Genomic DNA, 25,506 nt, shown 5'->3' with positions numbered 1-25,506 from the left:
CAAACATAAATCGGACGCATCTTTCTTTGTGTCTTTTGCGTCCTTCGCGGCGAAATCATGCCTCTGGTCTCTTGCATCGCACCCGCTCAATCGCGCATAGGACCGCTTCCGGCGTCGCCGGCGCCGGCAAATCCGGCAGCACGCCCAGCGGCCCGCACGCAGCGACTGCATCGCGGATCGCGTGCAGGGTCGACATCGCGAGCATCAGCGGTGGTTCGCCGACCGCTTTGGAGCGATGGATCGTGTCCTCGGGATTGGGCTGCTGTTCGAGGATGCGGATATCGGTGTGCAGCGGCCAATCGCGCACGCTCGGAATCTTGTAGGTCGACGGCGCATGCGTTTTCAACTCGCCGCGCTCGTTCCACCACAACTCTTCGGTGGTCAACCAGCCCACGCCTTGCAGAAAACCACCCTCGATCTGACCACGGTCGATCGCCGGATTCAGCGAGGTCCCGACATCGTGCAGGATATCGAGCCGGGTCAGTTGCGTCTCTCCACTGAGCGTATCGATCGCGACTTCTGACACCGCAACGCCGTAGGCGAAATAGAAAAACGGCCGGCCGTTGAGCTTGCTGCGATCCCAGTGGATTTTCGGCGTCGCATAGTAGCCCGCCGCCGACAGCGAAATGCGCGCCTGATATGCCGATTGCACGAGCGTGGCGAACGCAATGCGCTGCGCGCCGACCTCGACCTCGCCGCCGACGAAACGCACTTGATCGGTCTTGACATTGTATACTTTGCATGCGTGCTCGACGAGCCGCGCGCACAGGATCTGGCATGCTGCCTGCGCGGCCTTGCCGTTCAGATCGGCGCCGCTCGATGCCGCCGTCGCCGAGGTGTTCGGCACCTTGCTGGTATCGGTTGCCGACGTGCGCACGCGCTCAAGCGGCAAGCCGAATTCGGCGACGACGACTTGCGCCACCTTGGTGTACAGACCCTGGCCCATCTCGGTGCCGCCGTGATTGAGCAGCACGCTGCCGTCGGTATAAATATGTACCAGCGCGCCGGCCTGGTTGTACACGGTTGCGTTGAACGAGATACCGAACTTGACCGGGGTGAATGCGATACCACGCTTGATGGTCGTATTCGCCGCATTCCACGCCGCAATCTGCTTGCGCCGCTTGCGATAGTCGCTGCTCGCTTCAAGCCGATCGGTCAGCAGGTCGAGAATATTGTCGTCGACGATCTGGCCGTAATGGGTGACATCGCGCGGTGCGGCGCCGTAGTAATTGCGCCGGCGCACATCGAGTGGATCCAGATGCAGGCTACGTGCGATCTCGTCAATGATCTGTTCGATTACCAGCATGCCCTGCGGCCCGCCGAAACCGCGGAACGCAGTGTTCGACACGGTGTGCGTCTTGCAGCGATGCGAGACGAGCTCGATGTGTTCGATGAAATAGGCGTTATCGACGTGGCAGATCGCGCGATCGTTGACCGGTCCGGACAGGTCCGCCGAATAGCCGCAGCGCGAGGCGAGCATCAGCGCCAGCGCGATGATGCGCCCATCGGCATCGAAACCGACGTCGTAATCGGCGACGAAATCGTGGCGCTTGCCGGTGATAAGCATGTCGGCGTCGCGATCCAGACGCAGCTTTACCGGTCGCTGCGTCTTGCGCGCCAGCACGGCTGCGGCCGCGGCGATCAGCGCCGGCTGGCTTTCCTTGCCGCCGAAGCCACCGCCCATGCGCCGGCACTGCACGACGATCGCATGCGCGGCCACGCCTAGCGCGTGCGCGACGATGTTCTGCACCTCGGTCGGATGCTGGGTGGATGACAGTACATGCATCGCGCCGTCGTCCTGCGGCAGCGCGATCGCGATCTGGCCTTCGAGATAGAAATGATCCTGGCCACCGACTTCCATCGTGCCTTGCAGGCGATGCGGCGCCTGCGGCAACTGCGTGCGTGCTTCGCCACGCACGACGAGCTGGCTTGGGATCACGAAACTGTGCGCCGTGAGCGCACTGCGAATGTCGAGGATCGGTGGCAGTTCCTCGTATTCGACGCGCGCCTTCGCCGCCGCGCGTCGTGCCGCGTTGTAGCTCGTCGCTGCGACCGCGAACAGGGTTTGGCCCGCGTACTGCACGAGTCCGTCGGCAAAAATCGGGTCATCGTGCACGATACCGCCGTAGTTGTTCTCGCCGGGCACATCGCCCGCACGTACGACCGCGACCACACCGGGCGCGGCCAGCACGGCAGACAAGTCCATCGACTTGATCCGGCCGTGGGCGATGCGGCTGATGCCGAACGCCGCGTGCAAGGTGTTCGGCGGCAACGCCACATCGTCGGCGTACTCCGCACGCCCGCTCACGTGCAGATGCGCGCTTTCGTGGCGAATCGGTTCGCCGACGACGGCAGCGCCGGCCGGCAGTTCGGTGTTGGCGGAAAGATCGTTCATGTTTTCGCCACCGGCAAAAAACAAGACAGAATTTCCACCGCGAAAGACGCAAAGAGCGCAAAGTAAGAAAATTCATCTCCAAGGCTTTTCTTTGCGTCTTTTGCGTCTTTCGCGGCGAATGCTTTGGCTAGTCTTGCTTTCATGCCGACACCTCGGCGGCATGCGTGCGCAGCGCAGACTGGTGTGCGGACTGTTCGAGGAAAAACCGACGCAGCAGATTCTGCGCACCGGTCAGGCGATACGCGGCGCTCGCGCGCATATCGGTCAGCGGCTTGAAGTCCTCGGCGAGTTCTGCGCAGGCGCGTTCAACCGTCGCGGACTCCCAGGCGTGGCCCCGCAACACGGCTTCGGTGCGCGGCGCGCGCGCGGGAATCGCCGCCATGCCGCCGTAGGCGATGCACACTTCAGCGACGCGATCACCGTCGAGTTCGAGCACGAAGGCGGCGCAAACCGCAGAAATATCCTGATCGATGCGCTTGGAGAGTTTGTAACTCGCGATGCCCTGCTGCGTGCGCGGTGCGGGTATCGTCACGGCGACAACGAATTCGCCGCGTGCCAGATCCTTTTTCATGTAGCCCTGATAGAACGCTTCGAGCGGCAATGTGCGCGTGCGCGCGCCGTGGCGCAATTCGATCTGCGCGCCGAGCGCGATCAGCGCCGGCATCGCGTCGCCGATCGGCGAGCCGTTGGCGATATTGCCGACCAGGGTGCCCGAATTGCGCACCGGCGGCGAAGCAAAACGTTGTGCAAGCTCGGCGAGCGCCGGATATTTCGCGACGATCGCCTGCCAGCCATCGGTAAGTGAAACGCCGGCGCCGATGCGCAATGCACCTTTGTCGACGTCAATGCGCTGCAGCTCGGCGACTTCGCCGATATAGACGATCGGCGGCAGCTCGCGCAGATGCTTGGTCACCCACAAACCGACATCGGTGCCGCCGGCGAGCAGCAGCGAATCGGGCGCGGCATCGAGCGTCGCGGCGAGTTCGTCGACGCTGTGCGGTGCGCGGAATCCCGGCAACGCAAGCGACGCATCGCGACGCAGGTTGCGCAAGGCATCCACATGCGGCTTCGACTGCGCCTCGCTGCGCGACCAGCGCGCGGGCGAGGCGTAGCCGTCCATGGTGCAGCCCGCATCGATGATCGGCCGATAGCCGGTGCAGCGGCACAGATTGCCGGCAAGCGCTTCGACCACCGCATCGCGGCCCGGTTTTTCGTTGTGCTGGTACAGGGCTTCGTTTTGATACAAAGCAAATAGGCTCATCACAAAACCCGGCGTGCAGAACCCGCACTGCGAGGCGTGCTGATCGACCATCGCCTGCTGCACCGGATGCAGGCGTTCGCCGTCGGCAAGACTCTCGACCGTGACCAGTTCCTTGCCGTCGAGCGTGGGCAGGAAGCGGATACAGGAATTGATCGCGCGGTAGCGCACGCCATCGCCGTCGAGCTCGCCGAGCACCACGGTGCAGGCGCCGCAATCGCCTTCCGCGCAACCTTCCTTGGTGCCGGTGCGGTGCGCGTGCTCGCGCAAGTACTCAAGCACGGTTGTGGTCGGCGACAGGCCGGAGACTCCGACGACTTCGCCGTCGAGCACAAAGCGGATCGCCTGGTCGGCGGTGGCGTTCATCGATTCAACTGCCACGGTAGGTGGAATAACTCCACGGCGACACCAGCAGCGGCACGTGGTAGTGCTGATCCGCATGCGCGATGCCGAAACGGATCACCACCTCGTCGAGAAACGCAGGTTCGGGCAGGCTCAAGCCCGCCGCGCGGAAATATTCGCCGACATAGAACGTCAACGTGTAGCGTCCAACGCGTAGCGCCTCGCCTTCGAGCAGCGGCGAAGGCGCGCGGCCGTCGGCATTGGTGCGAAAACTCGCGAGCGGTTGCGCGGATGCGGCGTCGAGCGCATGCAATTCCACGCGCAATCCGCGCGCCGGTGTTCCCGTCGCGGTGTCGAGCACGTGTGTGGTGAGTTTGCCCATACCCTCATTCCGACGACCCAGCCGTCGCTTCCTGCCGGCGGCCCATCCGCCGGTAGCTTTCATTTCTGCTGCAAGCTGCCATTGTGTACAAAACATTATCGTTCAGTGCAAGCACTTCATGTTGAGCGCGGTCGCGGCATCGTCTACATTCGGCGCATGAACTCCATCGAAAACTTCATCCGCGGCATCCCCAAAGCCGAGCTGCATCTGCATATCGAAGGCACGCTCGAACCCGAATTGATGTTCGCGCTCGCGCACAAACACGGCGTCAAGCTCGCGCACGCCTCGGTCGAGGAGCTGCGTGCGGCGTACCAGTTCGACGACCTGCAGTCGTTCCTCGACCTGTACTATGCCGGCGCCGCGGTGCTGCGCGACGAGGACGATTTCCATGCACTCACGCTGGCCTACCTGCGCCGTGCACATGCCGATGGCGTCGTGCATGTGGAAATCTTTTTCGATCCGCAGACGCACACCGAGCGCGGTATTGCATTCGAGACCGCCCTCAACGGCATCCGTCGCGCGCTGGCCGACGGCGAACGCGAGTTCGGCATCACGCATCGATTGATCCTGTGCTTCCTGCGCCATCTGAGCGCCGATGACGCAATGCGCACCCTGGAACAGGCGCTGCCGTACAAGGACATGATCGCCGCCGTGGGCCTGGATTCCTCCGAGCGCGGCCATCCGCCGTCGAAATTCACTGCGGTGTTCGAGCGCGCACGCCGCGAAGGTTTTCTCAGCGTCGCGCATGCGGGCGAGGAAGGGCCGCCCGCGTATATATATGAAGCGCTCGATCTGCTCAGGGTGTCGCGCATCGATCACGGCGTGCGTTGCGAGGAAGACCCGGTGCTGGTCGAACGCCTCGCGCGCGAAGGCATGCCGTTGACCGTATGCCCGTTGTCCAACGTGAAGTTGCGCGTCTACCAGCGCATCGAGGATCACAACCTCAAGCGCCTGCTCGATCGCGGCCTGCGCGTGACCGTGAACTCGGACGACCCGGCCTATTTCGGTGGTTATGTCGCCGACAACTATCTGGCGCTGCAGCGCGGGCTGAACCTGTCGCGCGACGACATCGCCCAACTCGCGCGAAATTCGATCGATGCCTCGTTCATCAGCGCGGACGCCAAGCGTAAGTGGCTTGGCGAAATAAACTGCTTTGTTTCCGCGTATTGAATCGATGGGCTGAGCTGGCCGGGATAGTCTTGATCCTCGAAAAACGAAAACACCGGCGCCGTCATGCAGCGGCGCCGGTATGCTTGGCGAACAGCGCTTTGGACTACTGGCAAACCAGCCCGTTGATATTCGCCAGGCGCGTCCATTGCCGCGTGTTGGTACCGGCAGGGCCATTGATGCCGACACCGGTTGCGCCGTTGTAGCTGAAGTTCAGCGTGTTGCAATTAGCGAAGCTGAAACTCATCGTGCCCCAGGGGTTCGGCGTGATGGGCGGGGTGAAGTTGCCGGCAAAACCGCCGCCCGTGAAGTATCGAACCGGTGCATTGATGACCTGATAGCCGTTGGTGACTCCGACGGTCTTCCCCTGAATCGGTATCGTCGTTTGCGCTGCCAGCCAAAACGGCAAGCCGAGATTGTCGAATGTGTACCACGTCGCGGCAAAGACGCGGTTGGCCTGGTCGCCGATGTCGTAGACCTCGATCAGCATGCCCTCGCCGCCGTGCGCGTTGTCGTACCAGGGACCGCTCACGTAGCCGCTGATTTCCAGGGGATTGGAAGCGGAAGGATAATTATTGAAGTTCGCCGGATTGTAGGCCGGGATATTAAGCGCGCCGATAATTTCGTGGCCGCCGCTGTCTTTGGTCAGCGTATCGATGCTGAGCGTGAACGCCTGGTTGAAGTTGGGTGCGTTGGCATTGGTGTCGCCGTAGAAATAGTCGAGTACGTAAACGCTCGAGAAGCTCAACTGACCGGCCGGCGGCGTATCCGAATACACGGTGTTCGGATCCTGCGGCAGGCGCGGCGGGTATTGCACGCTGCTCGCGTTGGTCAGCACGATGCTCGGGAAAAACATGTAGCTGTTCGATAGCGCCGGCCGGTCGATTTCGAGCAAGGTTGCCGATACGCCGCCGCTGCACGGCACGCGCCATACAATGAACGTATCGGTTTCGGAAATGGGATGGCCGCCGTTGTCGTAGCCCGCCAGAGTCAACGTCGTCTGCCGCGCATTCGGGTCGCTGTTCGCCTGACCGTATGGCAGGCCATCGGCGAGACAACTCGGCGGATAGGCGCGATATGGGTTCACGTAGCCGCCGCTCAGCACGCTGGATGCAGCGACCGCACTGCCGGTCGCCGCAGCGGCGACGTGCAACCGTGCAGCGCTGGCTTGTGCCTGATGTGCGGCGACCGCCGCCTGCACCGCCGCCGTATTGAGTGTGGGTGCTTTGGCATTGTCGGCGGCGCCGGCACTAAAGACCGTAGCGAAGGCGAAGGCGCCGATACTGGCGCGTAGCATGATAACAAGCGTGGATTTCGGCATGAGAGAATTCCTCGACTCAAAGCGGTGGTACGACGACTGTGCACTACGCGCAACTTACCCAGCGTGAACAGGATGTCAATGCCAGCCGCACGTCCACCAGTACCAGGGCAAACGTATGACCCTCCAGCTTGTTGACATCGGCGCCAATCTTACCCACGAATCGTTCATGCACGATCTCGATGGTGTGCTCGCACGCGCGCAGGCGCACGGCGTTGCCCAACTCGTGGTCACGGGCGCCAGCGCGCAAGGTTCACGCGATGCGCTCGCGCTCGCACAGGCACATGCGGGCGTGATGTACGCAACCGCCGGCGTGCATCCGCATCACGCCAGCGATTTCGACGCCGAAACCGAAGCCCTGCTGCGTGAGTTGCATGCCAGGCCCGAAGTCGTTGCGGTCGGCGAAACCGGTCTCGACTACAACCGCAACTTCTCGCCGCGCGCAGCCCAGTTGTTCGCGTTCGAGCGGCAGCTGCAACTGGCGATCGACTGCGGCAAGCCGCTGTTCCTGCATCAGCGCGACGCGCATGCGGATTTGATCGCCTGCATGGACGGCATGCTCAATCAGAGCGGGCGCGGCCGCGTTGGTCGCGCTGTGGTGCATTGCTTCACCGGCGACAAAGCCGAACTGTTCGGCTACCTCGACCGCGATTTTTATATCGGCGTCACCGGCTGGATCTGCGACGAACGCCGCGGCCTGCATCTGCGTGAACTGGTAAAAAGTATACCGGCCGACCGCCTGATGCTGGAAACCGATGCGCCCTACCTGCTGCCGCGCGATGTGAAACCGATGCCTGCACATCGACGCAACGAGCCGATGTATCTGGCGCATATCTGCGCCGAAGTCGCGCGCGACCGCGGCGAGGACATGGCCGTTACCGCGGCGAATGCGACGGCAGCGGCGCGGGCATTTTTCGACTTGCCGAGGTATCCGGCAGCGATCCACAAGGAGTGAATCGCGGCGGCAACAGCGCCGCCGCGATTACGCTCAGAAAAACTCACGCGTTCGGTGAGACCAACGGGCAGATCAGCACACTTCCGGTGACGATTTCGTACGGGTTGTCCGCACCGGGATTGATCTGCTCAAACATGCCGGCGGCCTCGCCGGCATCCAGATCGGTCGCACTCTTGATCGGTGTGAAATTTAGGCTCTCTATAACGTTGAATTTGTACACGACCAAAATAATCTTCCACGGCCCCTTGAACTCGCCAGCCGTGCCGTTTTTCCCCAGCCCGGGTGCGCCGGGCAGTATGTGATCGTGATAGACAAACGGTGGCGGAAGGCCCGGGTGATAGCAGGGATCGCACTGGGGTTTATAGCCGGATGGCAAGACGCGCTCACCCTGGCCCAAGGTGCCATCACCAATCGGGTAGACGACCAGATACAACTCCTGCGCGTGCGCGAGCAGATTCGGATTCGGGTTGGTGATCATGTGCGGCCCGATCATGTAGTAGGTCTGTCCGTCGACATACGTCGGGTCGATAGAGGGCTTGGCGGCGCTCGCGATACCTGCGCTGCCAAGATAGGAAATCACGAGCACGAACATTAGTGCGGCGCGGGATAGCAGGCGCCGGCCAGTGGACTTGTCGAACAAGATGTCAAACATGGCGTGATCCTCAAGTGGATAGGTTCGGCAGCAGACTGCCGTACGCAGCTCCCGGATACGGACGAACGCCATGCTTGAGAGCGACGGCACGGAATTCGTATTGCGTGTCGTAGTTCAACTTCTGCTGTTGGCGATTACACGAAGTTGGATTTCCGATAGCGGTTTCCGTGGAACGCGCTTCGCTGCTGGCGGAATCTACCGCCGGTACACCGGCGCAACGAACCGATGTATCTAGCGCACATCTGCGCCAAGTCGCGCGCGACCGCCGCGGTAGGGCCATCCTTGGCCTTGTTGCTCCAACCCGTTGTGATTTGCCTCATTGGCGCGCGGGCGTATCGACCATGGCCAGCGCCGGCGTGCTAGCCGACGTATCGCGCACGAAGGTGACGCTCGGCGCGCCGCGCATGCACTCGCGGTGGGCGTAGTGCAGGATCATTTCGCGGCCCGCATTGATGCTGTTGGCGTTATTGGTTTCGAGCACTTCGCCGACGGCGGCGTGGCTGGGCAATTGTTCGTTGCTGCAATTGACGACGAGCGCGGCGTTGTTGCGCACGGCAACGACGGGCAGCGAAGTTTCGCCGGCTTGAACGATGGCGCTGGTGCTGATCGCGGCGAAGCTGACGACGATGGCAAGTAGTTTGGCGTTCATGGCAGTTCCTTGGGTTGGATGGGGTAGGTGGTGGTCTTTGTCGCACTACGACATTTGGGCACTGACTCAATTCGTTCTCTGCTGGATGACGGAAGCCGCAGGTGAATTGAGGGGTAGAATCGTCACAACGGTTGTCTCGGGTTGGTGATGCCGGGGCGGTCTTGCTCCGGTGGTTGCAATGTCGCGCAGGCTCGGCGGCAATGCTTGAGGACGTCGCGTTGAAGTCGTGTTGAATGCGTTGGAGCAGCGCGAGCGAAAGCTTGGGAAAAGCTTAGGGGCTCTCGCTGGAAATCCAACATATTGATTTTGTTATACTTGTTTCACTGGCTCGGCGAGAGGGATAACGCTTGACGGACGAGGAAAACAACGCCGCACAGAGCTGGATCGTGTTCGATCAGGTCGAAATCGACCTGTCCGGACGACGCCTGTTCGTGGCCGGGGCCGACATGCCGCTGGAACCCAAGGCGTTTGCCGTACTTGCCTTGCTCGCGCGCCACCCCGGCCGCGCGTTTGGCCGCGACGAGATCCTCGATGCGGTGTGGGGCCATCGCCATGTGACGCCGGGCGTGCTCAATCGCGTGATCACCCTGCTGCGTCAAGCGCTTGGCGAAAGCGCGCAGCGGCATCAATATCTGCACACCTTGCATGGCGTCGGCTATCGCTTCGATGCGCAGGTGCGCTTTGCCGCGGAGCGTGCACACGCCGATACGCGCACGCCCATCGCGCTCGAAACCGCCGATACCGATCCGACACCCGGCGGCGAGCCGATCACGGAAACACCGGCCGCGCTGGTGCAGGCCGAATCGACGTCCGAATTCAACGCGTCGGATGCAGCGCGCGCCAACGTTGAAGCAGTTCCTGCACCGGCCATTGCTTTGCCCCAACCGGCAGCCGCAAGCCGTAAATCCACGCCATGGAAATGGATCGTAATTCTCGTCGCGATACTCGCAGCGGCATGGTTCTGGTCGACGCACAACTCAACGCCACAACCACTGACCGCGGTGGCGCAGCCGACGCTTGTAGTGCTGCCGCTGCATCCGGTCGGCAACGCCGCGAACGAGACCGCGCTCGCCGAGGGCTTGAGCGAGGAGTTGATCACGCGCTTGTCGCGCGTCGATGGTTTGCACCTGATCTCAAACACCTCGGCAACGCTTGCGCAGTCCGGCAAATTCGATCTGCCACAGCTCGCCAACAAGCTGAAAGTGACGCATGCGCTCGAAGGCAGTCTGCGTGAGGACGGCGATCAATTGCGCATCGACCTGCGCTTGATCGAAGTACCCGGCGGCAACACGTTGTGGGCGCAAAATTACGACCGGTCCATCGCCAATGTATTCGCGCTTGAAAGCGATATCGCCCAGGCAGTCGCAGGCGCGCTGACCCTGCGCCTGGGACTGGCAGCGAATGCAAGCCCGGGCGATACCGATCCGGAATTGTTCCGCGAGTACCTCGAAGCGCGGAGCGTGCAGCGCCTACAGGATCGGGAAAAAAGCATCGCGATGCTGCGCACGATCATCGCCAAGGCGCCGGATTATGCGCGGGGCCACGCTTCGCTTGCGCGGACACTCGCCAGCAACATACGCACGACTCTTGCATCACCCGGCGAGATCGAAGAAGCCCGGCGCGAGGCCGCACGCGCGCTGGAACTCGATCCCAGCCTCGCCGAGACACAAACCGCATTGGCGATCCTGGCTTGCCGGGCCGCGGACTGGGCGCGCTGCGTCGAATTGTTCAAGCACTCGCTGGCGCTTGATCCGGCCGACTCCGATTGCCGCACCCTGTATGCATATTGGCTGGCCGCGTTGGGGTATCTCAAAGAAGCGCTCGGCGAGGCCGAAATCGGATCGGCATCCGACCCGCTGAGCGTCAACAGCAGCTTCGTGCATGGCCGCGTACTGGACACGCTCGGACGGCATGATGAAGCGAAACGGTTTTTCGACCTTGCGCCATCGACAGGGTGGAGTAGCTACGCGAAATGGTTTAACGCATTTTGGCGCCATGACGTCACCGCCGCCCGCGAGCTGGCGAACCTGATGCCGGAAAGCGACGGATTCCGGGAATCGTATCTCGCCGCAACCGAGACGCTGATCGACCCGTCGCGCTGGACCCAGGCGATGCCGTTGATCGACGCATCGGAGCGCAACACCGGGCGCACGAATATCACCCGGCTGATAGCTCCCAATCCCGATTACGCCACGCTGATCCCCGCGCTCGAAAAAATGCTGCGCGATGGCTTTCCGAGCTACTACCTGCTGTTATGGATGCCCGAATATCCGACGCTGCGCCGCGATCTGGCTTTCCAGGATTTCCTGCATCGCACACGCATCATCGATTACTGGCGTGTTCACGGCTGGCCGGCGCAGTGCAAACCCGAGGGTGATGGCGCGCGCTGCGAATAGACACGGACCGTTTCGACAGCGGTAGGGCCTTCCCTGGCCTTGTCGCTCCAAACCGTTGTGATTTGCCTCATTGACGCGCGGGCGTATCGACCATCGCCAGCGCCGGCGTGCTCGCCGACGTATCGCGCACGAAGGCGACGCTCGGTGCGCCGCGCATGCACTCGCGATGCGCGTAGTGCACGATGACTTCACGGCCCGCATTGATGCTGTTGGCGTTATTGGTTTCGAGCACTTCGCCGACGGCGGCGTGGCTAGGCAATTGTTCGTTGCGGCAGTCGACGATGAGCGCGGCGTGGTCGCGCACCGCAACGGTCGGCAGCGACGTTGTGCCGGATTGACCGGCGGCGTTGGCGTTGATTGCAACAAAAGCGATGATGGTGGCGCTGATCCTGATGGCCTTGGCGTTCATGGCGTTCCCTCCTGGCTGGTTGAAGTTTGAAACCGGTCCTTCGTTACACATGCTTCCTGCTTGATTAGTAATTCAGGATTGCGCGCGAGAAATGACACGGCTCGTCGTCGCCGGCCGGATCGAGGGCGATGCGCACTACATCAAGCGCACACACATCCTTGACTACTGGCGCGCGCACGATTTCCCGCCGCTGTGCAAGCCCGAGGGCGATGGCGCACGCTGCGAATGATTCCCGGCGCATCGAAACGCGCCGGGTGAATCGATGGCGACGGGGCGGGGCGATTCTTCGCGCTGGAGTAAAACCCGCCGCCGGCTCGGCCAACTCGATCACGGCGTCGCGCGCGCGTGGACATTCCGAGGCACATCCTGCGCTGGCCTCAGGGGACGCGCAGGCGCCCCTTGTTCCTGCGCGCCGCGGCGCCGAGTCCCGCAAACAGCAGAGCGAGCAACCACAGTGCTGCCTTATCGAGCGCCGGCGCGGCCACCGGAGCTTGCGCGGCGGAGGCAATGACCACACTGACGGTCGCCATCGCCGACGCGAACGTACCGTCGCCCGCGTACGTCGCGATCACATTGTGCGTGCCTGCCGCGAGCGTGGAGACGCTCAACGCGGCGATGCCATTGCCGTCCAGATTGACCGAACCGATTACCGTGCCGCCGTCCTTGAATATCACGCTGCCCGTAGGCGCAACCGCTGCCGCCGGAGCCGATGCTGGCGACGACGCACGGCGTTCAATTGTTTCGACGGCCGTCGGGTTCGTCGCCGCTCCGTTCACCGTCGCCGTCAGCAGTACGCTCTGGCCCTGGCTGATCGTTGCCGGCGACGCCGTCAGCGTCATCGTCACTGGAGTGAGCGGCGCGGCGTTGACGGTGAGCGTCGTCGTCACCGGCGAACCAGGCGTGGCATAACTTGCCGTGTCGCTCGGTACGAAAGTGGCCGACAACACCTGATTCGCGCCGACGTTGAGTACCGTGCCCGCGGCGGGCGTGTAGGTGAAGGTGCCCGCGACCGGATTGCCGTTCGAGGTCGCCGTCGCGTTCAACTGCGCCGCGCCCAGCGCGGTGCCGTAGGCAATCGGCGCAGGCGCGGGCCATGCCAGCAACACCGGCACCGGATTCGTCACCGTTTTAGCGAAGGTGGCCGTCACCGTGCAGCTGGCGTTTACAGCACCGGTAATGTAGCTGTTGACGCCACTGGTCGTGGACGTGCCGCCGCAGCCACTGATCGTTTGCGTGACATAGCCCGCGTTCGGCGTGGCAGTGCAGGTGCTGGTCGCGCCGGCGTTCACCGGGCTCGCGCAGACGAGGCTGCCGGTGCCGATCGGCGCGGCCACAGCGGAGACGGTGTAGGTCGTCGGTACCGCCGCAGCGAAGGTTGCGGTGACCGTGCAATCGGCGTTCACCGCGGCAGTCGTGTAGGTGTTGGCGCCAGTCCCCGTGGGCGTGCCGCCGCAGCCACTGATTGTTTGCGTGCCATAGCCCGCGTTCGGCGTGGCAGTGCAGGTGCTGATCGCGCCGGCGTTCACCGGGCTGGCGCAGACGAGGCTGCCGGTACCGGCAGGACCGGCTACGGCGGTGACGGTGTAGGTCGTCGGTACGACGGCCGCAAATATCGCCGTCACCGTGCAATCGGCGTTGACTGGACCGGTGGTGTAGCCGTTGACGCCCGTGGCCGTGGCCGTGCCGCCGCAGCCACTGATGCTTTGCGTGACCTGGCCGGCGACCGGCGTGGCAGTGCAGGCACTGATCGCGCCGGCGTTTACCGGGCTGGCGCAGACGAGGCTACCGGCGCCGGCCGGGGTGGCTTGGGTGGTGACCGTGTAGCTGACCGCAGCAGTACACCGCGTGGACCACGGGGTGTCTTGGGTCGCGGTATTCCAGGCCTGATCGTTCGTGCTCGGAGGGTTGGCCGCAGGATCGAGGTAATTAGGGCACAGCGCGCTTCCCCGCATAGCCAGGCGGCTCGGGTTCGGCACGAGTGGTGCCGGGCCGGTCAGTTGGTTAACGGGGACATAAAAACTCTCCAGCTTGTTCAAATCCGAGAGCGAAGGTATCGCGCCGGTCAGCTGGTTGGAGCCGACATCGAAGGTAACCAGATTGGTCAAGCCCGAGAGGGGCGGTATCGGGCCGGTCAGCTGGTTGGCGCCGACTTCGAAAGTGGCGAGACTGCTCAAGTCCGAGAGCGAAGGTATCGGACCGCTCAGCTGATTTTCGAAGGCCTCGAAATCAAACAGATTGCTCAAGCCCGCAAGCGAAGGTATCGGACCGCTCAGCTGGTTGAAGCTGACCTGGAAGATGATGAGACTGCTCAAGTCCTTGAGCGACGGTATCGGGCCGGTCAGCTGGTTGTAATTGGCCTCGAAAAAGATCAGAGCGCTCAAGCCGGAGAGCGACGGTATCTGGCCGCTCAGCTGATTGTTGGTGACAATGAAAGCGCCCAGTTTGCTCAAGCCAGAGAGCGATGGTATCGGGCCGGTCAGCTGGTTGTTTTCGGCATAGAATCCACTCAGATTGCTCAAGCCCGAGAGCGAAGGTATCGGGCCGGTCAGCTGGTTGTTCCAGACCTCGAAACCGGCCAGTTCAGTCAAGGCGGATAGCGGGGGCAGAGTGCCCGATAGGTGCTTCTCGTAGAGAATGATCATTCTCACGTGGCTTTGCGTGCCATCGCAGCTGATGCCCTCCCAATTGCACTCGGTGCCAGGCGCGCCGTTCCAGTTGATGCTGCTGGTCCAGCCGGTGCCATTGGTCTGGGCGTACAGGTCGAGCAATGCCTGCCGCTCGGCAGTCGGGATCGCGGCCTGGGCGACGCCAGCCAAGATCAGGATCGCAAGGGCGAACAGACTTCTGACACTACCTTGCATCGGGTTTCACCTAGCGAGCAAATTCGGGTGCGATGAATCGCATAATTACATTGCGCGCGAGCGTCGCCATGCGAAAGCCCCCAGCAGCGCGGCAAGCAGGAGCAGCATCGGCCACGCGAGGCTTGGTGCGGGTTGCGCGGCCGCAGCGATCGCTGCGCGTGTGGCGACGAATACGTCCCCCGGATCGTTGATGTCGAGCTTGCGTCCGAAGTACAGCCGCGTGCCGTCCGCCGACAGCGAGGAGCGCGTTTCCGAGGCGGTGGTGTTGATGTTGAGATTGTTGATGCGCACCGGTGCCGACCACTGCGAATGCGTATTCAGGCGGTTCGCGACGTAGATGTCCTGGTCGAACGCGGTTCCGCCGGCGCGGTTCGAGCTGAATACGATCTCGAGGCCATCGGAGCGCACGCTCGGCATGCGGTCGTCGGCGGCGGTGGACAATTCGGCTAGGCGCACGCCCGGCCCGAAGCTGCCATCATTTGCCCGCTGGCTTGTGTAGATGTCCTGGCCCTGGCTGTCGGGATAGCCGTTGCTCGAGAAGAACAGGAAGGTGCCCTCGGCCGTCGTCACCAGCGAGGGGCTGAATTCTGCGCCCGCGGTGTTCGGGCCGTTCGGATAGCAGCCGAGGTTGGCCGGCGTCGCCCAGACATTGGCCGCGCCTTCAGTGCTCAGGAAGATGTCGCCGGCCGACGGGCCGCCTGTCGGCGGCGGCGGCGGCGTGTCGCCCGCATAGCAGTCGAAATAGGTCGCCGTTGTGTGCGCGTTGTCGACCTGCACCGAGCTTACGAACAGCAGCTGGTTGCCGGGCAGCGGCGTCGGGCAGTAATCGAACTCGCCCGAGTTCACCGGGGCAGCCAGGTTTTCGGCCCCGCCCCAAGCCGACTGCAGCGTGGCGCGGAACGCGCGCCAGATGTCCTGCTTGCCCAGGCCCCCGGCGCGGCTCGAAGCGAAGTACAGGGCCAAGCCGTCCGGGGATTCGATCGGACAGCCTTCGGCGGCGGCCGTATTGATCGCGACGACGGACTGCGGATCGCCCCAGGGTCCGAAATTCTGTGCGCTCGCCGTGCCAGCGCCGGCGGCGAGCAGGGCGGCAATGAGCGGGGTGATGCGGGCACAATTCATGGCATTTCCTTGTCTGGGTGGTCGGGAATCCATCGTCTTCATCCGCGCAGCCGCCGGTTGTTGCGCAAGCTGCGTCGGGCAACGCGCCGTGGGCCGCAGAAGGCCAACGACGCGACGCGGCACAAGCGTCGGCAGATATCTCCGCCGACCGCAGCTTGACGGCGTGCGACAAAACAGCGAAATGGGACGTACACTTGAGTTGAGTGGGGGCGGTTCTCCGCGGGAGATCGGCGGGCCGCCGATGCAGAGAGATTCCGGTCTTCTCCGCGTCCATGCTTGAGGCGGACTTGCGGGACAATGTGAGAAAGCGTTTGGAAATATGTGAGGCGTGCGGGTAGGCACGCACACGGGGTCGTCAACGGATTGATTCGCGGACTTTGCGAATACGGGGCAGGAATCGGGGTTGAAATGGCTGGCATGACGGAAACCGACGCAGACGCGAAGTGGCTGGCCTTCGACGCGGTCGAGATCGACACGGCGGGCCGGCGCCTATGGGTGAACCGCGTCGAGGTATCGCTGGAACCGAAGGCATTCGACGCGCTGGTGCTGCTCGTTGAACGCGCCGGCCGCGTATGCACACGCGATGAACTGCTCGATGCGGTCTGGAGCCATCGGCATATCACCCCGAGCGTGCTCAGCCGTGTCATCACCATGCTTCGGCATGCGCTGGGCGAGCAAGGCGACGAGCCGCGTTATCTGCATACGGTGCACGGCATCGGCTATCGCTTCGATGCCGACGTGCGCGCAGTGCCGCGCGCGCGCGCGCGGGAAGACCGCGGCGCCGTTGCGGCCGAGGTATCCGTACCCGACGCGAGCCGGAGCGTCGACGAGGCTCCGCTCGCGGTGGCCATACCGGCAGACGCGAAGGACGCCGATGCGGCGCCTCCCGCGCCGGCGCGCACGCGCAAGCCGTCAGTTGCGGCGCTCCTGCTGCTGTTCGCCCTGCTCGCCTTCGCCGGCTGGAAGCTGTGGCCATGGACGCAATCCGCGGCGACGACGGATGCCGCAGCCGCGACGGAACAGCGCAGCATCGCCGTGCTGCCGCTGGTCAATACCGACGGCAGCGCCCCGCAATTCCTGTCCGACGGCTTGTCGGAAGACCTGATCATCATGCTGTCGCAATTCGAAGGCTTGAAGGTGATCAGCCGCAGTTCGTCGTTCCACTTCCGCGACAGCAAGGAAGATAGCAAGGCCATCGGCGCGAAGCTCGGCGTCGGCCACCTGATCGAGGGCAGCGTGCAGCGCATCGGCGATGACGTGCGCATCGGCATCCAGCTGGTCCGCACCGCCGACGGCAGTACGCTATGGACGCAGCGCTTCGACCGGACGTACAAGGATCTGTTTGCCCTGCAAGATGAGATCGCACTGGCCGTCACCGGCGCGCTGCAGATCAAGCTGCTGCACAGCATGCCCAGCGCGATCGAAACCGGGCGCCCGGCCAGCGGCAATCTCGAGGCCTACAACGCTTATCTGCGCGGCACGTATTACATGGGCGGCCAGGACATGCGCCGCGCCATCGAGCAGTTCGCCGAAGCGACGCGATTGGATCCGAACTATGCACAAGCGTGGTCGTGGCTCGGATTCTGGCGCACCCAGTTCGCGCGCTACAGCCTCAACGGTGACGAGGCGCGTGCGGCCTACAAGCAGGCTCGCCAAGAGATCGAGACCGCATTGAAATTGACGCCGAACTACGGTCACGCGCATGCCCACTACGCGAACTGGCTGAGCACGGCCGAGTACGACTGGAACGGCGCGCTCGCCGAATTCCGCACCGCGCTGTCACTCGTGCCGGACAACGATCCCACGCACGGCGCGATCAGCCGCCTGCAAACCACGCTCGGCAAGATCGAAGACGCGACCAGGGAGCGCCGCAAATACATCGACGGCGATCCGCTCGCCGGTTTCGCCCGCGTCTTTCTGGCCGAACTGCAAGCCGACATGGGCCGGCTGGACGAAGCCGAGGCCAGCCTGCGTGAAGCGGTCGAGATCGCGCCGAACGACGCCGACTGGTACGCCAGCGAACGCTCGTATCTCGCGATCTTGCGCGGCGACGCGGCAACGGCGCTGGCCGAAGCCACGCGCATGAGACCGGACGACCGGCGCGATCGCGCGCTGGCGCTGGCCGCGCAGATCGGCAACGACCGCGCGGCCGCCGACGCGGCACTGCAACACCTGATCGACGTCGAAGGCCAGGCCAAGAGCAACACCTATGCCATCGCCCGTGTCCATGCACTGCGCGGCAACGCCGACAAGACGTTCGAATGGCTGCAACGCGACTGGGATGGCCGCGGCACAGCCGTTTACTCGGCACTCGCCGACCCGCTGCTGCTGCGCTTCCGCGACGATCCGCGCTTCGCCGAGTACTGCAGGAAAGCCGGCTTGCCGCCGCCGTCCGAAAGCGAAGCGCTCGGCATCGACCAAATCCGCGCGGCCAACGCCACGAACCACTGAGGCTCGAATCGATGCGTCGAGGACGCTGCCGTCAGCACGGCGAATCCGATGGTGACGCAGGTCAACGCACGGGCAGGCCGCGTGCGATATCGAGTGCGTCGCGCTGCACGAGCGTATCCGCCGGCTCCGGGCCGGCGATCACCCTGACGACCAGCGCGCCGCGCCGGCACGCCTGATTCGCCAGATGCAGCACGCAGTCGCGCGCGTTGTAGGTCGATTGCAGCGTCGTCGTGCCGAGCAATGCGGCCACGTCCTGCAGCGGTGGCGCGCGCTCGACCGGACAGGCAAGCACGATTCCGCCGCTGGCGGCATGCGCCGCCGCGGCAACAGCGACGATCGCGAAAGTGGCGATGTGGTGGCGAATACGCATGACGGCTCTCCGATGGTTTTTCGGGCATCGCCGCGGCCGCTCACGCAGGCCGCGGCGTCTGCGGGTCATTCCGTGAGGCTCGCCGCGCTCTTCACTTCGCGTTGCTGCGCGACCGCGTTGGTCGGCTCGACGCCGGACACGATGTTGACGTACCCCGCACCGCGCTTGCACGCCTGCTTGGCGAGTTCGATCACGCGGCCGCGCGCGTTGTTGGTGGACTGGAAATTCGTCGTGCCGACGACGTTGGCAACGTCCTGCATGCTCGGCATGCGCGAGACCGGGCAGTTCAGCACGATCTTGCTGACCGGATCGCGGGCATGCGCCGAGAAGGCGGCGCTGGCGAAGATGATCGTGGCGATCAAGCGGGTCGTGTTCATGGCGATTTCTCGAAGGTTGGAGTGGCGCGCCGCGAGTGCTGCGCGTTCACTTGTATACTTCTGGAATCGGCGAAACGGAGTACAACCCGGCGATCGCCCACCGGTTGCAATTGGCGCCGAAGATTACGGCTGCGCCTTGTCGGCGCCTGCGCCGGCGAAGCTGCCCGCGGGACCCGCGAACACGACCGGACTCGCGAATCCGTCGGCCGACACGGCGCTGACGCCGAAGAACGAATCGTCGACGACCGTGTCCTTGAGCGTCGCCCTGCTCGCGTCGCCGACCCAGCGGCTGTGCTGCCATCGCGCCGCGGTCGTGTCGCGCCACCAGACGCGATAGCCGGCGGCGCCCGCGACCGGCTGCCAGTGGATCGTCGTGTCCGACCCGACGGCGCCCTCAATGTCGACGCCGCTCGGCGGCGCGGGCGCCGCGGCGAGCGACGCGAGCGTCAGCGCATTGAGCCGCGCGACTTGCGCGAGATAGGCGAAATCGACGCCATCGATCGTGTCGCCGTAACGCACGCCGTTCTCGCTGCGCAGGTCCTGATGCTGGCGCGTGTAGTTCTCGTGCGCCTCGGTCACGCGCACCGCGGGAAATCCGGCTTCGAGAAACGGCACCTGATCGCCGCCGCGACCGTAGCGGTCGGTGCGATAGACCATTTGCACATGGAAGTTCGTCAGATACTTTTCGGCCAGATCGGCGAGCATGCGCGCCACATTGCGGGACGGCGAATCGACCTCGCCGCCGTGATAGCGTCGATACTTGGCCTGGTCGAGCGTCTCGCTGCTCTTCGTGCCTTCCGAGAACACGCGCACCGTGGTGTTATCGACCACACCGTCCTGACCGTGCGTGTTGCCGACGATGTCGTTGTTGAGATCGGTCTCGACCTGCCAGCCCTGCTGTTTGGCGTAATCGGCGAGCACCTTGCCGCCGTACAGGCCCTGCTCCTCGCCCGAAAGTACGCCGTAGACGATCGTCGCTGAGAACTTGTGTTTCGACAGCACGCGCGCAGCTTCGATCACGGTCGCCGAGCCGGAACCGTCGTCGTTCGCGCCGGGCGCATCGCTCTTGGCATTCATCACGTCGGTCACGCGCGAATCCAGATGCCCGGAGATGACGACGACGCGATTCGGATCGGAGGTGCCGCGCTGGATCGCAACGACATCCATCACTTCGGTCGGCTGCGGAATGCGTGTGCCAGTGACGGTTTGCGCCGGCGTGACGATTTCCAGGCAGCCGCCGCAATCCTTGCCGATCGCGGCGAAGCGTGCCTGCACCCAGCGCCGCGCCGCGCCAATACCGCGTTTGTCGGATTTGGTATCGGACAATGTATGCCGCGTACCGAAACCGACGAGCTTGGCGATCGTCGCATGCAATTCGTCGGCGCTGACCTGCTCGGGAATTTCGCGCAGGCCCGCGGGCTCGTTCGGCGGCGGCATATCGGCGGCAGTTGCGCTACCAATCGTCAGTGCCAGTGCTGCCAGTGAAATCGTCATGCGCATGGACAAAATCCTCGGAGTGCTGAAGTCTCTACGAACGCAAACCCACGCCGCGATGAAGCAGATTCAGGCATAACGAACCGAGCACGATGGCGAACCCGAACATGATCGCGTAGGCCCAGACCAGATCGATATCCGACACGCCAAGCAGTCCGTAGCGGAACGTGCCGACCATGTACAGGATCGGGTTGAGGTGCGAAATTTCCTTCCACGGCGATGGCAGTTGGGCGACGTTGTAGAACACGCCGCCAAGATAGGTCAGCGGCGTGAGTACAAAAGTCGGAACGATCACGATGTCGTCGAACTTGCGCGCATAGATCGCGTTGACGAAACCGAGCAAGGCGAAGATCACCGCAGCGAGCAGAAACGTGCTCAGGGTGACGAGCGGATGGTACAAGTGGATTTTGGTAAAAAACAAGGAAATCGCCAGCACGATAATGCCGACCATGAAGCCGCGCAGCACCGCGCCGGAAACGTAGCCGCCGAGGATCGCCCAACTCGGCATCGGCGAGACCAGCATCTCCTCGACGAAGCGCTGGAACTTGGCGCCGAAGAAGGAACTCGTGATGTTGCCGTAGGCGTTCTGGATCACGCTCATCATGATCAGGCCCGGCGCGATGTATTCGACATAGGAAATGGGTGTGCCGTCCGGCCCTTGCGCGATCTGCCCGATGCGGCTGCCGATCAGCTTGCCGAAAATGATGAAATACAGGGTCATTGTGATCGCCGGCGGCAGCAGGGTCTGCACCCAGATGCGCAGGATGCGCACGACTTCGCGGCGTGCGACCGTGCCCAGCGCGATGAGATTGGCCTGGGCACTCATGCCGCGGCCTTGCCGTTGTCCAGCGTGCGGTCGACCAGGCGCACGAACAATTCCTCGAGCCGGTTGGCCTTGTTGCGCATCGAGGTCACCATGATCCCGCGTGCCGACAGCGTGGCGAACAGTGAGTTGAGGTCGTGTGCGCGAGACATCTCGGCCTCGAGCGTGTGGTCGTCGATGCGCGTGAGCTTTACGTCGGGCAGTTGCGGCAGCTCGCCGCAGACGCCGCGCAGATCGAGCACGAAAGTTTCCACGTCGAGCTTGCTGAGCAAATTTTTCATCGATGTGTTCTCGATGATCTGGCCACGATCGATGATCGTGATATTGCGGCACAACTGCTCGGCTTCCTCCAGATAATGCGTGGTCAGGATCACCGTGGTGCCGGCCGCGTTGATGCCCTCAATGAACTTCCACATCGAACGGCGGATTTCGATATCGACGCCCGCAGTCGGTTCGTCGAGGATCAGCAGGCGCGGCTCGTTCATCATCGCGCGCGCGATCATCAGACGCCGCTTCATGCCGCCGGAGAGCGTGCGCGTGATCGCGCGACCCTTGTCCCACAGGCCGAGCTGCTTGAGGTATTTTTCCGCGCGGACTAGCGCGATCTTGCGCTCGATGCCGTAGAAGCCGGCCTGATTGACGCAGATGTCGACCGGCGTTTCAAACAGGTTGAAATTGATCTCCTGCGGAACCAGGCCGATCATGCGCATCGCATCGCTGCGACGCGTGCGGATCGGGATGCCGAACACGCGCACGTCGCCGCTCGTCGCGTTGACCAGCGAGCTGATCACGCCGATCAGGGTCGATTTCCCGGCGCCGTTCGGACCGAGCAAGGCGTAGAAATCGCCGGCCTGCACGGTCAGCGAAATACCCTTGAGCGCCTCGACGCCGGTGGGATAGATCTTGCGTAAATCCTGGACTTCAAGCGCGGGGACGATCGGGGGAACAGTGCTCATGGCTGCGCAAACGGGGCTGAACGCGTAGTATAGCGACCCTTTGAGTTGAGCGGACTTCAAGCAATCGTGGCCGAACACTTTCCCCTGCGCCTGACCGATAGCCGCATGCTGGCCCCCAGCGTGCGCCATATGGCCTTCGAGCGCGCCGACGGCACGCCGTTCAACTTCATCCCTGGCCAGTTCGTGCAGGTGCATTTCAACTATGCGGACGGCAAGCCGACCAAGCGCAGCTACTCGGTCGCGACGGTCGGCGCGGGCGATGGCACGCCCGTGCAGCAGATCGAAATGGCCGTGTCGTATGTCGAGGGCGGCGCGGCGACGGATCTGCTCGGGCATTTGCAGCAAGGCCAGAACATCGACGGCAGCGGCCCTTATGGCCGTTTCTGCCTGATGGAGGGCGACAGCAACCGGCGCTATATCCTGGTTGCCACCGGCACCGGCGTGACGCCGTATCGCGCGATGCTGCCGCAGATCAAGCGCTTAATCCACACGCGAGATGTGCAAGTCGCCCTGGTCTACGGCGCGCGCAATCCGGGCGAATTGTTGTATGGCGACGAATTCGAGGCGTTCGCGCAGCAAAATCCACAATTCCACTTTTACGCCTGCTTCTCGCGCGAGGCGCGCGTGCACCCGCGCGCGCACGACCGCCGCGGGCACGTACAGGTCGCGCTCGACGAATTGCGGCCCAACGCCGAGACCGATATCGCCTACCTGTGCGGCAATCCGAACATGGTCGATCAGGCCTTCGCCCTGCTCAAGGACGCCGGCCTGTCGATTCCGCATATCCGCCGCGAGAAGTACGTTTCCTCGCGCTGAACCTCGCCGTCGCGCAGCGCACCATGTGTAAAGGACACTTGACACACGCCGTGCGTGTGATTACAGTCGCACCTGTCAAGCATGCTTTACACATGCAGCGGAGCTGGCTAGATGTCGCGCTACACCGAAAAACGCTATCGAACCCACGTACTCGTGGCGATGGCCGTCTACATGCTCCTGATGTTCCTGGCGTGGCCCTACGTCCGCCACGTATCGAGTCTGCCGTGGAAGATCGCGCTGACACTGGTGGTCGTGCTGCCGGTGGTCATCGTTATCTGGCTGATGGCCAAACGCGTCATGCACAGCGACGAGCTCGAACAGCGCCTGCATCTGACCGCGCTGAGCGTGGCCACAGGCGTGGTCTGCGCCGCCAGTCTGATCGGTGGTTTCCTGTGCGCAGCCGGTGTGCTGGCGCTCGACGGCGACGTGCTGATCTGGGTCGCGCCGGTGCTGTCCCTGCTTTATGGCGCGACGCACTTGTGGCTCGGGCGCCGCTATGGCGGAACGGGCTGCCTGTGAAAAATCGTGTGCGCGAACTACGCGAAGGCCCCGGCTGGTCGCAAGGCGATCTGGCCGAAAAGCTCGACGTATCGCGTCAGACCGTCAATGCGATCGAGACCGGCAAGTACGATCCGAGCCTGCCGCTCGCCTTTCGCATCGCCAAACTGTTTCGTCAATCGATCGAATCGATTTTCGCGCCCGGGAAGGAGTGAACCGTGACGATGAAAAAACTACTGCGTGCCGCGTTGCTATTGGTCGCGGCGATCCTGTTCTGGTATCAGTTTTTCAAGCCGGGCCACAGCGAGAACGTGGCGGCGCATCCGGCGACCGCGGCGGCGATTCCCGCCAACGCGCGCGAATTCACGCTCGGCACGCTTGCCTTCAAGGCCTGCGAGTTGAGCCAGAAGCATTCGGGCGCGACGACCGCGGCATTCTGCGCACCGTTCTCGGTGCCGGAAAATCGCGACAAGGCCGACAGCCGCAAGATCGACCTCAAGATCGCCCTGATCAAGAGCGAGGCCGAGCGTGCGGATACCGACATCGTCGTCTTCCTCGCCGGCGGGCCGGGTCAAGCCGCGGTCGAAACCTATCCGCAGATCGCTGCCGCACTCGCGCCACTGCGCAAGCATCACCATATCCTTCTGCTCGATCAGCGCGGCACCGGTCAGTCGCATCCGCTCGATTGCAAGGCGGACAAGACCGATGCGGCCGATGGCGACGAGATGGCCGACGGTTTCGACGCAGGCAAGGTCCGCGACGTCGTGGCCAAGTGTCTGGCGGAAGTCGAGCAACGCGCCGATCCGCGCCAATACACGACGACGATCGCCGCGCAGGACCTCGAAGACGTGCGCCAGGCGCTGGGTGCACCGCAGTTCGATCTGGTCGGTGTGTCCTACGGCACACGCATGGCGCAGCAATATCTGATGCGTCACCCGGATGGCGTGCGCAGCGTCGTGCTCGACAGCGTCGCACCGAACGAGCTGGTCTTGGGTCAGGAATTCGCGCAGAACCTGGAAGCGGCTCTCAAATCCCAATTTGCCTTGTGCATGCACAACGCTGCCTGCGCCAAGGCATTCGGCGATCCGTACGCCAGTCTGCTCAAGCTGCGCGATGCATTGCGCGGCAAACCCCAGGACTATTCGTTTCGCGATCCGGTGACGTTCGCCTCGACGACGATACATTTCACCGCGAGCCGCCTCGCCGGCCTCGTGCGCATGTTCGCCTACTCGCCGGAAAGCGCCGCGCTGCTGCCGCTGTCGATCGCCGAAGGCCTCAAGGGCAACTACACGCCGCTGGCCGGACAAACCCAGCTGCTGCAGGAAGACATGTCGACCACGATGAACGGCGGCATGCAGGCCTCGGTGATCTGCAGTGAAGACGCCGACCTTTTGCACGACGATCCCGACGAGGCGCAATCCCTGCTCGGCACGAGCCTGGTCGATGCGCTGCGCGCGGTATGCGCGGTCTGGCCGCATGGCACACGACCTGCGGACTTTCATGCGCCGATCAAGTCCGACAAACCTGTGTTCGTGCTCGAAGGCGAACTCGATCCGGTCACCCCGCCACGTTACGGCGAGCAGGTGATGAAGGGTTTGAGCAACGCGAAACTGCTGGTCGCCAGGGGTCAGGGCCATAACGTGATCGGTCGCGGCTGCATTCCGAAACTCGTCGGCGAGTTCGTCGACACCCTGCACGCAAAAACACTGGACGTGAGCTGCGCCGACGCGCTCGGCCCACTGCCAGCCTTGATCGACTTCGGCGGAGCCGCACCATGATCGACATCCAGGACCTGCACAAGGCGTTCGGCAGCGG

The 25,506-nt window shown here is 63.4% G+C and carries 24 protein-coding genes; 9 read left to right on the top strand and 15 right to left on the bottom strand.

Going from position 1 to position 25,506, the window contains the following annotated elements; genetic code table 11:
- Positions 1-55: 55 nt before the first annotated feature.
- From xdhB to uraH, 4 genes are read right to left on the bottom strand one after another with little or no spacing between them, the layout of a single operon-like run.
- Entirely contained in the window at positions 56-2,395 is a 2,340-nt protein-coding gene (gene xdhB, locus VIE67_RS01025) for a xanthine dehydrogenase molybdopterin binding subunit (protein ID WP_332022392.1), read from the bottom strand.
- Positions 2,392-2,538: a hypothetical protein gene (locus VIE67_RS01020; RefSeq protein ID WP_332022390.1), complete on the bottom strand. Its 147-nt coding sequence runs from the start codon at positions 2,536-2,538 to the stop codon at positions 2,392-2,394. The genes xdhB and VIE67_RS01020 overlap by 4 nt, the downstream gene beginning before the upstream one ends.
- Positions 2,535-4,019, bottom strand: coding sequence for a xanthine dehydrogenase small subunit (xdhA, locus tag VIE67_RS01015; protein WP_332022388.1), 1,485 nt, complete (start codon positions 4,017-4,019; stop codon positions 2,535-2,537). The genes VIE67_RS01020 and xdhA overlap by 4 nt, the downstream gene beginning before the upstream one ends.
- A gap of 4 nt (positions 4,020-4,023) precedes the next feature.
- The gene (gene uraH / locus VIE67_RS01010) at positions 4,024-4,377 is read right to left on the bottom strand and encodes a hydroxyisourate hydrolase (protein WP_332022387.1); all 354 of its coding nucleotides are present in this window, start codon (positions 4,375-4,377) and stop codon (positions 4,024-4,026) included.
- A 156-nt stretch (positions 4,378-4,533) separates the two neighbouring features.
- Here uraH and VIE67_RS01005 point away from each other — a divergent pair, with 156 nt between their 5' ends.
- Positions 4,534-5,547 (top strand): adenosine deaminase, encoded by a 1,014-nt coding sequence (locus tag VIE67_RS01005; RefSeq protein WP_332022385.1) that lies wholly within the window; start codon positions 4,534-4,536, stop codon positions 5,545-5,547.
- Positions 5,548-5,650: 103 nt separating this feature from the next.
- On the opposite strand, the gene VIE67_RS01000 is transcribed toward VIE67_RS01005, so the two are convergent.
- Entirely contained in the window at positions 5,651-6,841 is a 1,191-nt protein-coding gene (locus VIE67_RS01000) for a hypothetical protein (RefSeq protein WP_332022383.1), read from the bottom strand.
- Between the two features lie 139 nt (positions 6,842-6,980).
- Between VIE67_RS01000 and VIE67_RS00995 the strand changes: the two genes are divergently transcribed.
- The gene (locus tag VIE67_RS00995) at positions 6,981-7,817 is read left to right on the top strand and encodes a TatD family hydrolase (RefSeq protein ID WP_332022381.1); all 837 of its coding nucleotides are present in this window, start codon (positions 6,981-6,983) and stop codon (positions 7,815-7,817) included.
- Positions 7,818-7,860: 43 nt separating this feature from the next.
- On the opposite strand, the gene VIE67_RS00990 is transcribed toward VIE67_RS00995, so the two are convergent.
- Both VIE67_RS00990 and VIE67_RS00985 read right to left on the bottom strand, forming a co-directional pair.
- Positions 7,861-8,469 (bottom strand): hypothetical protein, encoded by a 609-nt coding sequence (locus VIE67_RS00990; RefSeq protein WP_332022380.1) that lies wholly within the window; start codon positions 8,467-8,469, stop codon positions 7,861-7,863.
- A gap of 316 nt (positions 8,470-8,785) precedes the next feature.
- Positions 8,786-9,118, bottom strand: coding sequence for a hypothetical protein (locus VIE67_RS00985; protein WP_332022378.1), 333 nt, complete (start codon positions 9,116-9,118; stop codon positions 8,786-8,788).
- A 347-nt stretch (positions 9,119-9,465) separates the two neighbouring features.
- Here VIE67_RS00985 and VIE67_RS00980 point away from each other — a divergent pair, with 347 nt between their 5' ends.
- Positions 9,466-11,514 carry a winged helix-turn-helix domain-containing protein gene (locus tag VIE67_RS00980; protein WP_332022376.1) on the top strand — a complete coding sequence of 683 codons (2,049 nt, stop codon included), beginning with the start codon at positions 9,466-9,468 and terminating at the stop codon, positions 11,512-11,514.
- A 67-nt stretch (positions 11,515-11,581) separates the two neighbouring features.
- On the opposite strand, the gene VIE67_RS00975 is transcribed toward VIE67_RS00980, so the two are convergent.
- Positions 11,582-11,923, bottom strand: a complete 342-nt coding sequence (locus VIE67_RS00975; protein ID WP_332022374.1) for a hypothetical protein — start codon at positions 11,921-11,923, stop codon at positions 11,582-11,584.
- Positions 11,924-12,014: 91 nt separating this feature from the next.
- Here VIE67_RS00975 and VIE67_RS00970 point away from each other — a divergent pair, with 91 nt between their 5' ends.
- Positions 12,015-12,152, top strand: coding sequence for a hypothetical protein (locus tag VIE67_RS00970; RefSeq protein WP_332022372.1), 138 nt, complete (start codon positions 12,015-12,017; stop codon positions 12,150-12,152).
- A gap of 148 nt (positions 12,153-12,300) precedes the next feature.
- On the opposite strand, the gene VIE67_RS00965 is transcribed toward VIE67_RS00970, so the two are convergent.
- A complete protein-coding gene (locus VIE67_RS00965) occupies positions 12,301-14,784 on the bottom strand; it encodes an Ig-like domain repeat protein (RefSeq protein WP_332022370.1) in 2,484 nt (827 codons plus the stop codon).
- 45 nt (positions 14,785-14,829) lie between these two features.
- A complete protein-coding gene (locus VIE67_RS00960; protein WP_332022368.1) occupies positions 14,830-15,948 on the bottom strand; it encodes a hypothetical protein in 1,119 nt (372 codons plus the stop codon).
- A gap of 366 nt (positions 15,949-16,314) precedes the next feature.
- On the opposite strand from VIE67_RS00960, the gene VIE67_RS00955 reads away from it, so the two are divergent.
- A complete protein-coding gene (locus VIE67_RS00955) occupies positions 16,315-18,357 on the top strand; it encodes a winged helix-turn-helix domain-containing tetratricopeptide repeat protein (RefSeq protein WP_332022366.1) in 2,043 nt (680 codons plus the stop codon).
- Positions 18,358-18,418: 61 nt separating this feature from the next.
- Here the strand turns inward: VIE67_RS00955 and VIE67_RS00950 are convergent, their stop codons facing one another.
- The 5 genes from VIE67_RS00950 to VIE67_RS00930 form a co-directional block, all read right to left on the bottom strand.
- Positions 18,419-18,727, bottom strand: coding sequence for a hypothetical protein (locus tag VIE67_RS00950; RefSeq protein ID WP_332022364.1), 309 nt, complete (start codon positions 18,725-18,727; stop codon positions 18,419-18,421).
- Positions 18,728-18,792: 65 nt separating this feature from the next.
- Positions 18,793-19,104, bottom strand: coding sequence for a hypothetical protein (locus tag VIE67_RS00945; protein WP_332022362.1), 312 nt, complete (start codon positions 19,102-19,104; stop codon positions 18,793-18,795).
- A 123-nt stretch (positions 19,105-19,227) separates the two neighbouring features.
- On the bottom strand, positions 19,228-20,604 hold the full coding sequence (locus VIE67_RS00940) for a M28 family peptidase (protein ID WP_332022360.1): 1,377 nt from the start codon (positions 20,602-20,604) through the stop codon (positions 19,228-19,230).
- A 28-nt stretch (positions 20,605-20,632) separates the two neighbouring features.
- Entirely contained in the window at positions 20,633-21,424 is a 792-nt protein-coding gene (locus VIE67_RS00935) for an ABC transporter permease (RefSeq protein ID WP_332022358.1), read from the bottom strand.
- Positions 21,421-22,377, bottom strand: a complete 957-nt coding sequence (locus tag VIE67_RS00930; RefSeq protein ID WP_332022356.1) for an ABC transporter ATP-binding protein — start codon at positions 22,375-22,377, stop codon at positions 21,421-21,423. Before VIE67_RS00930 ends, VIE67_RS00935 begins: the two co-directional genes overlap by 4 nt.
- A 66-nt stretch (positions 22,378-22,443) precedes the next feature.
- On the opposite strand from VIE67_RS00930, the gene VIE67_RS00925 reads away from it, so the two are divergent.
- From VIE67_RS00925 to VIE67_RS00910, 4 genes are all read left to right on the top strand, one after another.
- Complete coding sequence (locus VIE67_RS00925) at positions 22,444-23,193, top strand: ferredoxin--NADP reductase (protein ID WP_332022425.1); 750 nt, start codon at positions 22,444-22,446, stop codon at positions 23,191-23,193.
- A gap of 111 nt (positions 23,194-23,304) precedes the next feature.
- Positions 23,305-23,712, top strand: coding sequence for a hypothetical protein (locus tag VIE67_RS00920; protein WP_332022354.1), 408 nt, complete (start codon positions 23,305-23,307; stop codon positions 23,710-23,712).
- Entirely contained in the window at positions 23,709-23,906 is a 198-nt protein-coding gene (locus VIE67_RS00915; protein ID WP_332022352.1) for a helix-turn-helix transcriptional regulator, read from the top strand. Before VIE67_RS00920 ends, VIE67_RS00915 begins: the two co-directional genes overlap by 4 nt.
- A gap of 9 nt (positions 23,907-23,915) precedes the next feature.
- Complete coding sequence (locus VIE67_RS00910) at positions 23,916-25,469, top strand: alpha/beta hydrolase (RefSeq protein WP_332022423.1); 1,554 nt, start codon at positions 23,916-23,918, stop codon at positions 25,467-25,469.
- Positions 25,470-25,506: the final 37 nt, after the last annotated feature.

The organism is Rudaea sp., assembly GCF_036560865.1.
Lineage (GTDB): Bacteria > Pseudomonadota > Gammaproteobacteria > Xanthomonadales > Rhodanobacteraceae > Rudaea.
This window is presented reverse-complemented; position numbering and strand designations above follow the sequence as displayed.